Annotated in this window: 11 protein-coding genes and 1 pseudogene; 6 read left to right on the forward strand and 6 right to left on the reverse strand. The window is 46.4% G+C overall.

Annotated features, from left to right (window positions below):
* Positions 1 to 502 precede the first annotated feature (502 nt).
* A pseudogene (locus ACED60_RS19550) lies at positions 503 to 1,414 on the reverse strand (YifB family Mg chelatase-like AAA ATPase); the annotation flags it as partial.
* 471 nt (positions 1,415 to 1,885) lie between these two features.
* Between ACED60_RS19550 and ilvG the strand changes: the two are divergent.
* From ilvG to ilvA, 5 genes are read left to right on the forward strand one after another with little or no spacing between them, the layout of a single operon-like run.
* Positions 1,886 to 3,532 (forward strand): acetolactate synthase 2 catalytic subunit, encoded by a 1,647-nt coding sequence (gene ilvG, locus ACED60_RS19555; protein WP_012605098.1) that lies wholly within the window; start codon positions 1,886 to 1,888, stop codon positions 3,530 to 3,532.
* A gap of 1 nt (position 3,533) precedes the next feature.
* The gene (ilvM, locus tag ACED60_RS19560) at positions 3,534 to 3,818 is read left to right on the forward strand and encodes an acetolactate synthase 2 small subunit (protein ID WP_009848112.1); all 285 of its coding nucleotides are present in this window, start codon (positions 3,534 to 3,536) and stop codon (positions 3,816 to 3,818) included.
* Between the two features lie 12 nt (positions 3,819 to 3,830).
* On the forward strand, positions 3,831 to 4,799 hold the full coding sequence (locus ACED60_RS19565) for a branched-chain amino acid transaminase (RefSeq protein WP_371728274.1): 969 nt from the start codon (positions 3,831 to 3,833) through the stop codon (positions 4,797 to 4,799).
* A gap of 33 nt (positions 4,800 to 4,832) precedes the next feature.
* On the forward strand, positions 4,833 to 6,674 hold the full coding sequence (ilvD, locus tag ACED60_RS19570) for a dihydroxy-acid dehydratase (RefSeq protein WP_009848114.1): 1,842 nt from the start codon (positions 4,833 to 4,835) through the stop codon (positions 6,672 to 6,674).
* A gap of 2 nt (positions 6,675 to 6,676) precedes the next feature.
* Positions 6,677 to 8,221 carry a threonine ammonia-lyase, biosynthetic gene (gene ilvA / locus ACED60_RS19575; RefSeq protein ID WP_371728275.1) on the forward strand — a complete coding sequence of 515 codons (1,545 nt, stop codon included), beginning with the start codon at positions 6,677 to 6,679 and terminating at the stop codon, positions 8,219 to 8,221.
* 96 nt (positions 8,222 to 8,317) lie between these two features.
* Here the strand turns inward: ilvA and punR are convergent, their stop codons facing one another.
* On the reverse strand, positions 8,318 to 9,232 hold the full coding sequence (punR, locus tag ACED60_RS19580) for a DNA-binding transcriptional activator PunR (RefSeq protein ID WP_009848116.1): 915 nt from the start codon (positions 9,230 to 9,232) through the stop codon (positions 8,318 to 8,320).
* A gap of 163 nt (positions 9,233 to 9,395) precedes the next feature.
* On the opposite strand from punR, the gene punC reads away from it, so the two are divergent.
* On the forward strand, positions 9,396 to 10,607 hold the full coding sequence (gene punC, locus ACED60_RS19585; RefSeq protein WP_371728276.1) for a purine nucleoside transporter PunC: 1,212 nt from the start codon (positions 9,396 to 9,398) through the stop codon (positions 10,605 to 10,607).
* 123 nt (positions 10,608 to 10,730) lie between these two features.
* Here punC and glmU read toward each other — a convergent pair whose 3' ends face one another.
* From glmU to atpG, 4 genes are all read right to left on the reverse strand, one after another.
* Positions 10,731 to 12,092 carry a bifunctional UDP-N-acetylglucosamine diphosphorylase/glucosamine-1-phosphate N-acetyltransferase GlmU gene (gene glmU, locus ACED60_RS19590; protein ID WP_029222948.1) on the reverse strand — a complete coding sequence of 454 codons (1,362 nt, stop codon included), beginning with the start codon at positions 12,090 to 12,092 and terminating at the stop codon, positions 10,731 to 10,733.
* Between the two features lie 182 nt (positions 12,093 to 12,274).
* Positions 12,275 to 12,697 (reverse strand): F0F1 ATP synthase subunit epsilon, encoded by a 423-nt coding sequence (locus ACED60_RS19595; RefSeq protein ID WP_004735742.1) that lies wholly within the window; start codon positions 12,695 to 12,697, stop codon positions 12,275 to 12,277.
* 18 nt (positions 12,698 to 12,715) lie between these two features.
* On the reverse strand, positions 12,716 to 14,119 hold the full coding sequence (gene atpD, locus ACED60_RS19600; RefSeq protein ID WP_009848119.1) for a F0F1 ATP synthase subunit beta: 1,404 nt from the start codon (positions 14,117 to 14,119) through the stop codon (positions 12,716 to 12,718).
* 34 nt (positions 14,120 to 14,153) lie between these two features.
* Positions 14,154 to 15,020, reverse strand: coding sequence for a F0F1 ATP synthase subunit gamma (gene atpG / locus ACED60_RS19605; RefSeq protein WP_004735739.1), 867 nt, complete (start codon positions 15,018 to 15,020; stop codon positions 14,154 to 14,156).
* Positions 15,021 to 15,052 lie beyond the last annotated feature (32 nt).

A 15,052-nucleotide genomic window follows, 5' to 3' on the forward strand; every position in this document is an offset into this window, starting at 1 on the left:
ACCTTGGAACTTCAAACACTGACAAGTCGCCCCGTGGGTTCATGGGGCGGATACGTTAGTTTTTTACACAAAATGTATCTGCGTTCGGATGTGATTTCATCGTGTCTATAAACGAAACCAACTAGCAACCGAAAATGTACATTGAGTGCGTTTGAGTCACTCAAAATCTCAAATGCTGTATAGTTACCTTTTTCAACCAAGTAGCAGTAAGCTGCATAAACATTCAATGTTGCTTGTATATCTTTCTTGTTAATTAAGAGTTCAGCAGAAAACCTTAGATAGTTAGAGTATTCGACTGACAGTGCCGTTTTTAATAAAGACAACTCATTCAGTGTTTTGATATTCACACCCCCCCCCCTATAGATTCAAATTGACAGCTAGTAATCAGTCTAGTTGTCAGATTGATAACTATCAAAGTGAGAGAAATCAAAAATAAAAAATAAGCCCTTATATTTCAGCAATTATCAGCACTTTGACATATTTTAATTATTGGGATTAAGCAAATCTCATCAAGAAACAATAAGCCATTATGTGCTAAAGAGATCTCACCGGGGCGAGGTATCGAGCCACCACCGACCAATGCTGCCATCGAACTCGAATGGTGTGGGGAACGGAAAGGTCGTTGCTTCCAGTTGTATTGATTGATCTCTTGCTGCGTTAAAGAGGCCACCGAAGCGGTTTCCATCGCCTCGTCATCACTCATCTCAGGTAACAAATCGCGCAATCGAGACGCCAGCATGGTTTTTCCAGTTCCGGGCGGGCCGAGAAAAAGAAGGTTATGGTTGCCCGCTGCGGCGATCTCCAGTGCTCGCTTACCTTGTTGCTGGCCAATAATATCTTGTAGGTCACGATTATCAGACACATCGACATGATGATGCTCGGTTCGATATAAACCAAGCTGAGCCTGGCCACACATATCAGCGCAAACCTCCAACAAGGTTTGTGCAGATTTATGCGCTCCCTTGCCAACTAAGGCCGCCGGATCACCGTTATGGTGCGGAACCACCAAGCATCGCTCAACACTATCCGCCGCTAATGTTGCTGGTAGCACTCCTTTGACTGAACGCAGCTCTCCCGATAACGCCAACTCACCGATAAATTCATGTTGAACTATTTTTGATGTAGGAAGCTGATCTGACGCCACCAAAATCCCAAGCGCAATTGGCAGATCGAAACGTCCTCCCTCTTTGGGTAAATCTGCAGGTGCAAGGTTGACCGTGATTCTTTTCGATGGAAATTCAAAGCGAGAATTGATGATGGCACTCCTTACTCGATCTTTAGATTCCTTAACCGTCGTTTCAGGTAGACCCACCAGCGTAAAACCGGGCATTCCGTTGCTAATATGCACTTCCACAGTCACTTCTGGTGCCTCTACACCCACACTAGCTCGGCTATGAATTATTGCGAGTCCCATAACTTTCCTTTGTCTTTGATTTAAAAGTATTCACTCTGGATATTCATTGCTCACCAAAGCCATAAGGTTGTTATATAGCGTGGTGGAATGGTGTTTTAATGTGAAAAAAGAATGACATTTTCCTTGTCATGCAGCAGATTTGTGTGATAACACTAGAGATGTAGACATTTACTTAAGACAATAAACGAGAAAACTCGAACTTTATGACATTTAACGCTCGCATTTACGCACTGATTAACCTGATTATCGTAGTCATTATTGAGACTGCTCGGGGGCGAGTGGGAAAAAAGTAACCACGAATTAGAAAAAACCCCCGCACTGAAAAGTCCGGGGGTTTTTTCTAATTTAGACATTCGATTTTATATTTTGAAACATTTTCGGCTTTGCCGATTTACAGGAAGAATGGGAGCACAAGATGTGCAGAGACAATGGAAACAATTACCAAAACAAAGGTAATACGGAGGAATTACGATGAAAGGCGCAGAACTGGTCGTATCCGCACTCAAGCAACAAGGCATTGAGACCGTATTTGGTTACCCTGGCGGTGCCATCATGCCAATCTACGATGCACTCTATGACGGCGGGGTTGAACATATCCTATGTCGCCATGAGCAAGGCGCTGCAATGGCCGCTATCGGTATGGCTCGAGCAACGCAAGACGTCGCTGTTTGTATGGCAACCTCAGGCCCGGGTGCAACTAACCTAGTCACAGGTCTTGCTGATGCTTTTATGGATTCCATCCCACTCGTAGCGATCACAGGTCAAGTTGCTAGTTCCCACATTGGTACCGATGCATTCCAAGAAATGGATGTGATTGGTATGTCTCTGTCATGTACTAAACACAGCTACCTTGTTACCGATATTGAAGATCTTGCGCCGACATTGGCTGAAGCATTTATCGTTGCAAAAGCAGGGCGTCCCGGTCCGGTTATTGTCGATATCGCTAAAGATGTTCAACTAGCAGAGTCCCCTGTAAAAACTCTTCCTGAATTTACACCACCCGCAATTCCTGTAGTGACAACGGATGCTATTGAGCAAGCTCAGTACTTCTTGTCTCAAGCGACTCGTCCTGTTTTATACGTAGGTGGTGGCGTTCAACTGGCGAAAGCAACCGATGCTGTTCGTGAGTTTTTACGTCTAAACCCAATGCCTGCAGTAAGCACACTAAAAGGCTTAGGCACCATTGAACGTGACGACCCACACTACTTGGGTATGCTGGGTATGCACGGCACCAAAGCCGCTAACCTAGTGGTTCAAGAAAGTGACCTGTTGATTGTTGTTGGCGCTCGTTTTGATGACCGAGTAACCGGCAAGCTCGACACCTTTGCACCGCACGCTAAAGTTATCCATATTGATATCGATGCGGCAGAGTTCAGTAAACTACGTCTTGCCGATGCACCAATTCGTGGTGACATCAACAAGATCATGCCTCAACTGGAGCTAAGCCAAGACATCTCTTCTTGGGTTCATCACTCCGAAGGCCTTCGTAGCTCATTCAAATGGCGTTACGACCACCCTGGCGACCTTATCTTCGCACCTCTGTTGTTGAAACAACTGTCAGACATGATGCCTGCGAGTTCTATGGTTTCGACCGATGTTGGCCAACATCAGATGTGGGCAGCTCAACACATTCAGCCACGCGATCCACAAAACTTCATCACTTCAGCGGGCTTAGGCACTATGGGCTTTGGCCTACCTGCAGCCATGGGTGCATCGGTTGGTCGTCCTAATGACCAATCTATACTTATCTCTGGTGACGGCTCGTTCATGATGAACATTCAAGAGCTTGGTACGCTGAAGCGTCGCCAAATCCCAGTAAAAATGGTGCTGCTTAACAACTCGCGCTTAGGCATGGTTCGCCAATGGCAATCGCTGTTCTTTGATGGCCGACACAGTGAAACCATCTTGGATGACAACCCGGATTTCGTCATGCTAGCGAAAGCATTTGATATCCCGGGCAAAACCATCACGCGTAAAGAAGAAGTAGAACCAGCACTGAAAGAGATGCTAGAGAGCAAAACCGCTTACCTACTTCATGTTCTTATCGATGAAGAAGAGAACGTATGGCCACTAGTACCGCCAGGTGCTTCAAACAGTGAGATGTTGGAGAACACATAACATGAAAAGATACCTATTAGACATCAAAGCCGATGATAAGCCTGTACTACTAGAGCGTGTTCTTCGTGTTATCCGCCACCGTGGCTTTATTGTTAAGCAAGTAGCTGGCACTCAAAACCACGAAAGCAAAGTGGCGAGTGTTGAGATCATTGTCGACAGTGAGCGTCCGATCTCTTTCTTGGTAAACCAAATCGAAAAGCTGTGGGATGTGCGTACCGTTGACGTTATCTCGATAAGCCGTAATGAATTGCCAAACAACAACTTACAACAAAAGATAAACGCATAAGGAACCGCTAACATGACAGCTAAAACAGCAGACTATATTTGGTTTAACGGTGAAATGGTTCCTTGGGCAGAGGCAAACGTTCACGTCCTGACTCACGCAATGCACTACGGTACTTCGGTGTTTGAAGGTGTTCGTTGTTACAACACGCCAAAGGGTCCGGTTATCTTCCGTCACCCAGAGCATGCTAAGCGCCTAAAAGACTCAGCGAAAATCTACCGCTTCCCAATTCCTTACACAGAGGAAGAAATTATGGAAGCGACTCGCGAAACGCTACGCCAAAATAAGCTACAGTCTGCGTACATCCGCCCTCTAGGTTTCGTTGGTAACGTTGGTTTGGGTGTCTGCCCGCCAGAAAACACTGAGATGGATCTGATCATCGCTGCTTTCCCTTGGGGTTCTTACCTAGGCGAAGAAGCGCTAGAAAATGGCGTAGATGCGATGATATCAAGCTGGAATCGTGCAGCGCCAAATACCATCCCAACCGCAGCAAAAGCCGGTGGTAACTACCTATCTTCACTACTGGTTGGTGGTGAAGCTCGTCGTCATGGTTACGATGAAGGCATCGCACTGAGTGTTGATGGTTACCTTTCAGAGGGTGCAGGTGAGAACATCTTTGTGGTACGTAACGGCGTACTATCAACGCCACCAGCGACCAGCGCAATTCTGCCGGGTATCACTCGTGATTCGATCATGACACTAGCAAAAGACATGGGTTATGAGATCCGTGAGGAGAACATTGCTCGTGAAGCACTATACCTTGCCGATGAAGTATTCATGACAGGCACAGCTGCCGAAATCGTTCCGGTTCGCAGCGTAGACAAAATTACAGTAGGTGAAGGCAAACGCGGTCCTATCACTGAAAAAGTTCAAGCGGCTTACTTTGGTTTATTCAATGGCACGACTGAAGATAAGTGGGGCTGGTTAGATTATGTTTACCCAGCAGACCAAACTTCAGCAAACCAAACGCAAACAACTAAGTAAGCAACAGCCAAATATTTTATAAGGATTTAAGCAATGCCAATCTATCGTTCAGCAACGACTACCCACGGACGCAACATGGCTGGTGCGCGCGCTTTATGGCGTGCAACTGGCGTTAAAGATGATGATTTCGGTAAGCCAATCATCGCGGTTGTAAACTCTTTCACTCAATTTGTACCAGGCCATGTTCATCTTAAAGACATGGGTCAGCTGGTTGCGGGTGAAATCGAGAAAGCGGGCGGTATCGCTAAAGAATTCAACACCATCGCTGTGGATGATGGTATCGCAATGGGTCACGGCGGTATGCTGTACTCACTACCATCACGTGAGCTTATCGCAGACTCGGTAGAGTACATGGTCAATGCACACTGTGCAGATGCGATGGTGTGTATCTCTAACTGTGACAAAATCACTCCGGGAATGATGATGGCCGCAATGCGCCTTAACATCCCAGTGATCTTTGTATCAGGCGGCCCAATGGAAGCAGGTAAAACCAAGCTTTCAGATCAAATCATCAAGCTCGACCTTGTTGACGCGATGATTCAAGGCGCCGATCCAACCATTTCTGATGAGCAAAGTGAGCAAGTAGAGCGTTCAGCATGTCCAACCTGTGGTTCATGTTCAGGTATGTTCACTGCAAACTCAATGAACTGTCTAACAGAAGCACTTGGTCTATCTCAGCCTGGTAACGGTTCTATGCTGGCAACACACGCAGACCGTGAAGAGCTGTTCATCAATGCCGGTAAGCGTATCGTTGATCTAACCAAGCGTTACTACGAGCAAGACGACGAATCAGCACTGCCACGCAACATTGCAAACCGCGCTGCCTTTGATAATGCGATGGCACTTGATATCGCAATGGGTGGTTCTAGTAACACCGTTCTTCACCTTTTGGCAGCAGCTCAAGAAGGCGACATTGATTTCGATATGGATGATATCGATGCGATGTCTCGCCGTGTTCCACACCTATGTAAAGTGGCACCTTCAACTCCGAAATACCACATGGAAGACGTTCACCGCGCTGGTGGCGTAATGGCTATCCTTGGTGAACTTGACCGTGCAGGTCTACTAAACAACCAAACTCGCACGGTACTTGGTCTAAGCATGCAAGAGCAACTTGCACAGTACGACATCATGCAGACAGAAGACGAAGCCGTGCTTAAGTTCTTCCGTGCTGGTCCTGCGGGCATCCGTACAACTAAAGCTTTCTCACAAGATTGTCGTTGGGATCGTCTTGATGACGATCGCAAAGAAGGTTGTATCCGTACTAAAGAAAACGCATTCAGCCAAGAAGGTGGACTAGCGGTACTTTCAGGTAACATCGCGGTTGATGGTTGTATCGTTAAGACCGCGGGTGTTGATGAAGAAAACCTTAAATTCCAAGGCCCTGCAATCGTATTCGAAAGCCAAGATACGGCAGTAGACGGCATCTTAGCGGGTAAAGTAAAAGCCGGCGAAGTGGTTGTTATTCGTTACGAAGGTCCTAAAGGTGGTCCGGGCATGCAAGAGATGCTTTACCCAACGACTTACCTAAAATCGATGGGGCTAGGAAAGTCGTGTGCGCTTCTAACTGACGGACGTTTCTCTGGTGGTACATCAGGTCTATCTATCGGTCACGCTTCTCCAGAAGCAGCAAGTGGCGGTGTGATTGGTCTAGTGAACACTGGCGATATTATCACTATCGACATCCCTAGCCGCTCAATCACACTTGATGTGCCAGAAGCAGAGCTTGAAGCACGTCGAGTTAAACAGGATGCTCTAGGCTGGAAACCAGAAAACCGTCAGCGTGAAGTGTCTTTCGCACTGAAAGCTTATGCAAGCATGGCGACCAGTGCCGACAAAGGCGCTGTACGTGATAAGTCTAAACTTGAGGGCTAACTATGAGTGATGACACCTCCAGCCCCCAAAAACAAACTGGCGCAGATTATCTGCGTCAGATCCTGAGAGCGCCGGTTTACGAAGCAGCGATTGTGACACCTCTGCAAGATATGCCACGTTTAAGCGCTCGTATCGGTAATCAGGTTCAGCTCAAACGAGAAGACCGCCAGCCGGTACACTCGTTTAAGCTACGCGGTGCCTACAACATGGTTTCAAGCCTTTCTGAACAACAGAAAGCCGCAGGTGTGATTGCAGCATCAGCAGGAAACCACGCACAAGGTATGGCGCTATCTGGCTCTAAGCTAGGTATTCAAACCACAATCGTGATGCCAAAAACGACGCCAGATATCAAGGTCGATGCGGTACGCGGATTTGGTGGCAAAGTGGTTCTGCACGGCAGTAATTTCGATGAAGCAAAAGCGGAAGCTGAACGCCTATCGGCTGAACATGGCTTCACCTTTGTTCCTCCTTTCGATCACCCACTGGTGATTGCAGGGCAAGGCACTATGGGCATGGAGATGCTGCAGCAAAACGGTCACATGGATTATATCTTTGTGCCGGTTGGTGGTGGTGGCTTAGCCGCTGGTGTTGCAGTACTAATCAAACAACTGATGCCAGAGATTAAAGTGATTGCGGTAGAGCCTGAAGACTCGGCTTGCTTGAAAGCAGCACTGGATGCGGGTGAACCAGTGGTACTGGATCAGGTCAGCATGTTTGCTGATGGTGTTGCGGTTAAACGCATTGGTGAAGAAACCTTCCGTCTTTGCCAACAGTACATTGATGGTCATATTACAGTCTCTAGCGATGAAATCTGCTCTGCGGTAAAGGACATCTTTGAAGACACCCGTGCAATTGCTGAGCCTTCAGGAGCGCTTGCTCTGGCAGGCCTTAAGAAGTTTGCAGAACAAAACCAACTGCAAAATAAGCAACTAGCAACGGTATTGTCTGGTGCTAACACCAACTTCCACGGTCTGCGTTATGTCTCTGAGCGTTGTGAATTGGGTGAGAAGCGAGAAGGTCTACTTGCGGTGACTATTCCAGAACGACAAGGTGCGTTCCTAGAGTTCTGTAACATTATTGGTGGTCGAGCGGTGACTGAGTTTAACTACCGCCACAACGACGAAAGCCTGGCGAATATCTTCGTTGGTGTACGCCTACAAGGTGGACAAGAAGAACTCGAACACATCATCAATGACTTACGTGAGGGTGACTACGCGGTTGTCGACTTGTCTGATGACGAGATGGCAAAACTTCATATTCGTTACATGATTGGCGGCAAACCATCGAAACCATTGAAAGAGCGTCTGTACAGCTTTGAGTTCCCTGAATACCCAGGAGCATTGATTAAATTCCTTGATACCTTAGGGACTCACTGGAATATCAGCTTGTTCAACTATCGTAACCATGGTGCTGATTACGGTCGTGTGCTGTGTGGTTTTGAGCTTGGTGATGACGATTTGGCTCAGTTCTCTACGCACTTAGAAGAACTCGGCTACCAATGCAAAGATGAAACCGATAACCCTTCCTACAAGTTCTTCTTGTCATAAGAGTTAACGACCGAATCAAAAAGAGCGAGTATTTACTCGCTCTTTTTATGGGCGAGACTAAAACCTAACCCGAATGATCTTCAACGGATCACATCATTAGATCGCTTTGCGATGATCCAACCAATCTTGGTGAAGCTGTTCACTCGATCCTAAATACTTAACCATCCACTCGATCAACTTATGGTTGTCGTCTTTACGCCACACTAAGCAGCAATGACTCTGCGGGCTTGGCTCAGGTAATATTTTTTCTACCAGCAAACCTTGCTCAATAATAGGTGCGGCGATATGCCTTGGCATGTAACCCACCCCAACACCATTTTTAAGACACTCTATCGCACTGTACCAGTTAGGTAACAATAGACGCCTTTGATTCGAAAAGTGCCCTGTGTGTCGCTTAGGCAGTACACTAGAGGTATCATCCAAACATATTGCTGGGTATTGACTGACAAAGGCTTCATTAAGGTTTTGCTCTCGCACACACGGGTGACTTGGTGACATCACAAATGCCCAATCTAACCGCCCCATATCCTTAACTTCAAAGTCACCACCAACCGGAATCGCCGAGGTTGCACCAATCACGACATCCGCCCTGCCCTGTGCAATGGCTTCCCAAGAGCCGTTAAACACTTCCATGTTAATCTGCAGTTCAGCGAACTCAAAAGTTTGATAAAACTCTTCAATCATCGGCTTCATCTTGTCGAGCTTAACCACGTTATCAAGCGTTAAGCGCAAGGTTTTCTTCCAACCACGCGCAGCTCGGCGAGTCTGGGCACTGAGTTCTTCCATCTGTCTCAGCAGTTGACGAGCCTCTTCAATAAACAACTCACCTGCAGGTGTCAGCTCTACTTTTCTTGGTAACCGTCTGAAAAGTAGAACATCAAGCTCTTGCTCTACCTGCCTAACCCCATAGCTGATCGCTGAGGGCACTTTGTGCAATTGTTCTGCCGCCGCAGTAAAACTGCCTAAGCGAGCAACAGTATCGAGCATTTCTAAAGAGGATTTAGAGAACATAAGCCTTCAAATTTTTTGATTGATAACCACATATTTTAGCGTTTTATTTTATCAGGCCTGAAAAATAGAATGTCAGCACAAATAAACAGGGGCTTTCACTTCTGTATATCAAACAATTTTTTTGATGATAAAAACATCACTACCTTTAGCTTAATGGCATCTTATGAATATTTCTAAATTTCAATTGGTCTACCTTGCAGTACTTTCAATGCTTGGCTTTATTGCGACCGATATGTACCTTCCTGCATTTAAGGCAATGGAAGTTGATTTCGCAACCGGCCCAGAGCAGATTGCTCTGTCTCTAACTGTATTCCTTGGCGGTATGGCAATGGGTCAGCTTCTTTGGGGTCTGGCGAGTGACAAGTATGGTCACCGCAACACACTAGCGGTTGGTCTTGTTATCTTTACGGCAGCGTCATTCGGCTTGGCATTCAGCACCGAGGTATGGCACCTACTAACACTGCGCTTCATTCAAGCGATCGGTGTGTGTGCGCCTGCGGTAATCTGGCAAGCAATGGTTATCAAGCGTTACTCGCAAAGCAGTAGCCAGCAAATTTTTGCTACTATCATGCCTCTAGTAGCGCTATCTCCAGCACTAGCACCTCAACTGGGTGTGTTGCTAGCAAACAGCTTTGGCTGGCACAGTATCTTCATTACATTGACTTTGATGGGCGCACTACTAATTGCAACAACAATGGCTCAACCAAAAGAAGCGCCTGAAGTAAAGCAGACATCGATTAAGACAGACATCAAGATGTTGATAAAATCAAAGCCTTACATGGGTAATGTTTTAATGTTTGCTTCGGCATCTGCAGCGTTCTTCGCTTACCTAACGGGTATGCCAGAGATAATGGCTCAGCTAGGTTATGAAGCAAAAGACATCGGCTTGAGCTTTATCCCACAGACAATCGCGTTCATGGCGGGTGGTTATTTCGGTAAGCAAGCGGTGAAGAAATATGGTGATGGCGCTGTACTAAGAAATCTTATCGGTTTGTTCAGCGTTGCAGCGATGCTTATCTTCATTGCATCACAGTGGGAACTGACGTCAATCTGGCCTCTGCTTGCGCCTTTCTGTTTGATTGCCGTAGCAAACGGTGCACTTTACCCAATAGTAGTAAACCGTGCTCTATCAAGTGCTAAGCAAAGCCCAGCAACAGCTGCTGGCCTACAAAACAGCCTGCAAATCAGTATCAGTGGCCTATCAAGTGCATTGGTCGCGGCAATGGCTAGCCAAGCACTAAGCGCAACGGGTATCGCGGTTGTGATTTGTTTGGGTGCATTGTGGGTTGGCTATATTGTTTCAAACAAAGAGCTTTCTGAACACTTCGCGACACCAGACAACTCTCGAGTGGTCGCTGACGAGAAACAAGACTAGTTTCTAGGTTAAAGAAAACAAAAAAGAGCGAGATTAATCGCTCTTTTTTTATATCTAGATATCTAAGAAAAACCAATAGCAGTGCTATTAGCTCTATCGCAGTCATCTGATTTATAGTTGAGACTACTTTTTCTTAGTCGGACGCTGCCAGTTGGCAATCTTGCGCTCTTTCGCACGGCTGATAACTAGCTCATTTTCAGAAACATCGCGCGTTACTGTAGAGCCCGCACCGACAGTTGCGCCGTTGCCAATAGTAACAGGTGCGATTAATTGGCTGTCTGAGCCAACAAATACGTCATCGCCAATGATGGTCTTAAACTTGTTCGCGCCATCGTAGTTACAAGTGATAGCACCCGCACCCACATTTACACGTTGACCGATCTCAGCATCACCTAGGTAAGTAAGGTGATTCGCTTTAGAACCCTCACCAAGACGAGTGTTCTTCACTTCAACAAAGTTACCTACATGCGAATTGTTACGCATGTCAGCTCCTGGACGTAAGCGAGTGAAAGGACCAACCGTACAGTCTTCACCAATTGTCGCACCTTCGATTACGCTGTATGGGCGAACGATAGTGTTGTCATCAATCTCACAGTCTTTAAGTACACAACCAGTGCCGATAACCACGTTATCACCAATGCTTACGCTGCCTTCAATGATTACGTTGGTATCAATCTCAACATCCATACCACATTGAAGCTCACCACGTAGGTCAAAGCGGCTTGGGTCACGTAACATTACGCCTTGCTTTAATAACTTGTCTGCTTGTTCAGCTTGGTAAGCGCGCTCTAGACGAGCCAGTTGAGAGCGGTCGTTCACGCCTTCAACTTCAATTGGGCTTACTGGATGTACAGCCTCAACCGCACGCCCTTCATCGTGAGCCGCTGCAATAACGTCAGTCAGGTAGTATTCACCTTGTGCGTTATCGTTGCTTAAGCCAGACAACCAACGTTTCAGATCGCCACCAGTAGCAACCATAACGCCAGTATTAATCTCTTTGATAAGCTTCTGCTCATCGGTTGCATCTTTTTGCTCAACGATAGCGACAACCGGGCCATTGCGACGAATGATACGACCGTAGCCCATCGGGTTGTCTAACACGACCGTTAGTAGTGCGATACCACCGTTTGGTTGAGCGTCTAATAGGTTTTCAATGGTTTCAGGAGAGATCAGTGGAACATCACCGTATAGCACCAATACTTTTTCATCATCAGCGAAATGTGCAGATGCTTGATCTACAGCGTGACCAGTACCTAGCTGCTCAGCTTGCAGTGCCCAATTTACAGATTCTTCAGCTAGAGTAGCCTTCATCTGATCACCACCGTGGCCGTAAACCAGGTTGATATTTTGAGCGCCTAAACCATTACATGTATCGATAACATGCTTCACCATTGGCTTACCCGCAAGCGTGTGCAGAACCTTTGGTGTGTTTGAATACATGCGAGTGCCTTTGCCCGCCGCGAGAATCACTGCGCTAAACTTCATTGTAAACCTATCCAACAGTATTTTTATTAAGCCGATATTGTAACCGTTTTTGGCCAAAAAATTAAATCACAATAACCATTTAACCAGTAGTGATGCTTAAAAGATGCATTTTTCAGAACCTAAAAATGCAAAAAGGCGACCCTTAGGTCGCCTTTATCTCAGAGTCTATAATCTTAAAAAGATTAACGACGCTGCTTTGTCAGTTCGATAACTCGTAACTGAGCAATGGCTTTAGCCAGTTCACCGGCCGCTTGTGCGAAGTCTATGTCGCCATGCTGATTTTGGATATTCTCCACAGCCTTGCGTTTAGCTTCTTCCGCCTTTGCTGCGTCTAGCTCTTCACCACGGATAGCTGTATCAGCCAGTACAGTCGCTGTACCAGGCTGAACTTCTACCATACCACCAGAAACATAAATAATTTCTTCGTGGCCGTGCTGCTTAACAATACGCACCATACCAGGCTTGATAGCGGTCAGCAGTGGAGTGTGACCATGGAAAATACCAAGCTCACCCTCACTACCGGTCACCTGAAACGTCTCAACAAGACCAGAGAAAATTTGTTTCTCGGCACTTACAACGTCTAGGTGAAAGGTTATTGCTGCCATATCGCCTCCTAGTTAGCCTTATAGCTTCTTAGCATTCTCGATAGCTTCGTCAATTGCACCACAGTACATGAACGCTTGCTCTGGAATGTCATCGTATTCACCAGATAGAAGACCTTGGAAGCCACGTAGAGTCTCTTTAAGAGGTACGTAAACGCCTGGGTCACCTGTAAATACTTCCGCTACGTGGTAAGGCTGAGTTAGGAACTTCTCAATCTTACGAGCACGAGATACAACTTGCTTATCTTCTTCAGATAGCTCGTCCATACCTAGGATAGCAATGATATCTTTCAGCTCTTTATAGCGCTGAAGAGTAGACTGAACGCCACGAGCGATGTCGTAGTGTTCTTGTCCAACTACCAATGGATCCAGTTGACGTGAAGTAGAATCTAGCGGGTCGATCGCTGGGTATAGACCCATAGATGCGATGTTACGGTTAAGTACAACCGTTGCATCCAAGTGAGCGAACGTTGTTGCTGGAGACGGGTCAGTCAAGTCATCCGCAGGTACGTATACCGCCTGTACAGACGTGATAGAACCAGCTTTAGTTGACGTGATACGCTCTTGTAGAACACCCATTTCTTCAGCTAGTGTAGGTTGGTAACCTACCGCAGAAGGCATACGACCTAGAAGTGCTGATACTTCAGTACCTGCTAGTGTGTAACGGTAGATGTTATCAACGAACAGTAGAACGTCACGACCTTCGTCACGGAAACGCTCTGCCATTGTTAGACCAGTCAGTGCAACACGTAGACGGTTACCTGGTGGCTCGTTCATCTGGCCGTAAACCATCGCTACTTTTGATTCTTCAGGTTTTTCGATGTTTACAACACCTGCTTCCTGCATCTCAAAGTAGAAATCGTTACCTTCACGAGTACGCTCACCTACACCTGCAAATACAGATAGGCCTGAGTGTTGAAGTGCGATGTTGTTGATAAGTTCCATCATGTTAACGGTCTTACCTACACCAGCACCACCGAATAGACCGATTTTACCACCCTTAGCGAATGGACAAATCAAGTCGATTACTTTAACACCAGTTTCTAGAAGAGCTGTCTCGTTAGACTGCTCTTCGTAGCTTGGAGCTTCACGGTGAATGGCGTAATGCTCTTCAGCACCAATCTCGCCACACTCATCAATCGCGTCACCTAGGACATTCATGATACGACCCAATGTCTTAGTACCTACTGGTACTGAGATTGGAGCGCCAGTATTTTCAACTGTCAAACCACGACGTAAACCATCAGAGCTACCCATTACGATTGCGCGAACTACGCCACCGCCAAGTTGTTGCTGAACTTCAAGAACTAGACGCTCTTTCACTTCATTAACATTCAGAGCATCGTATACACGAGGTACTTCGCCCTGTGGGAACTCTACGTCGACTACCGCACCGATGATCTGTACGATCTTACCTGTAGCCATCGTTAATCCTCTAACTATTTAGTTTTACCTAAGCTTAAACCGCAGCTGCGCCTGAAACGATCTCAGAAAGTTCTTGTGTAATCGCCGATTGACGGGCTTTGTTATACACAAGTTCTAAGTCATCAATAATGTCACCAGCATTATCTGTTGCTGATTTCATTGCAATCATTCGAGCCGCTTGCTCACAAGCAAGGTTCTCGACCACACCTTGGTACACTTGAGATTCGACATAGCGAACCAATAGTGCATCTAGTAGTGGTTTTGGCTCGGGCTCATAAATGTAGTCCCAAGAATGACTGCGTTTCATTTCTTCGCTGTCTGATTTAGGCAAAGGAAGTAATTGATCGATCGTTGGTTCTTGAACCATAGTGTTTTCAAACCTGTTGAACACTACGAACAGGCGATCTAGTTCGCCTTCATCATATTTCTTCAGCATAACGCTCACAGAGCCAATCAAGTCTTCAAGGCTTGGACGATCGCCCAGACCAGAAACTTGAGCTGCTACTTTCGCGCCGCTGTTGTTGAAAAATGCTGTTGCTTTAGAGCCTACAATTGCAAGCTCAACATCAGCACCTTTCTCAGACCAATCTTTCATGTCGTTCATGGCTTTCTTGAACAAGTTAATGTTCAAACCACCACAAAGACCACGGTCTGTAGAAACGATGATGTAACCAACACGTTTGGCTTCACGTTCCTCAAGATAAGGATGCTTATACTCGAGGCTACCATTAGCCAAATGACCGATCACTTTACGCATTGTTTCTGCATATGGACGAGTAGCTTCCATTGCGTCTTGAGAACGACGCATTTTTGAAGCTGCTACCATTTCCATTGCTTTCGTAATCTTCTGTGTGCTTTTAACACTACCGATTTTATTACGTATCTCTTTTGCGCCGGCCATCGTTACTCTCCGTTAATGGTATGAGGTGGCCC

This window comes from Vibrio sp. 1F279 (genome assembly GCF_041439815.1).
In the GTDB taxonomy this organism is placed as follows: Bacteria; Pseudomonadota; Gammaproteobacteria; order Enterobacterales; family Vibrionaceae; genus Vibrio; species Vibrio tasmaniensis_A.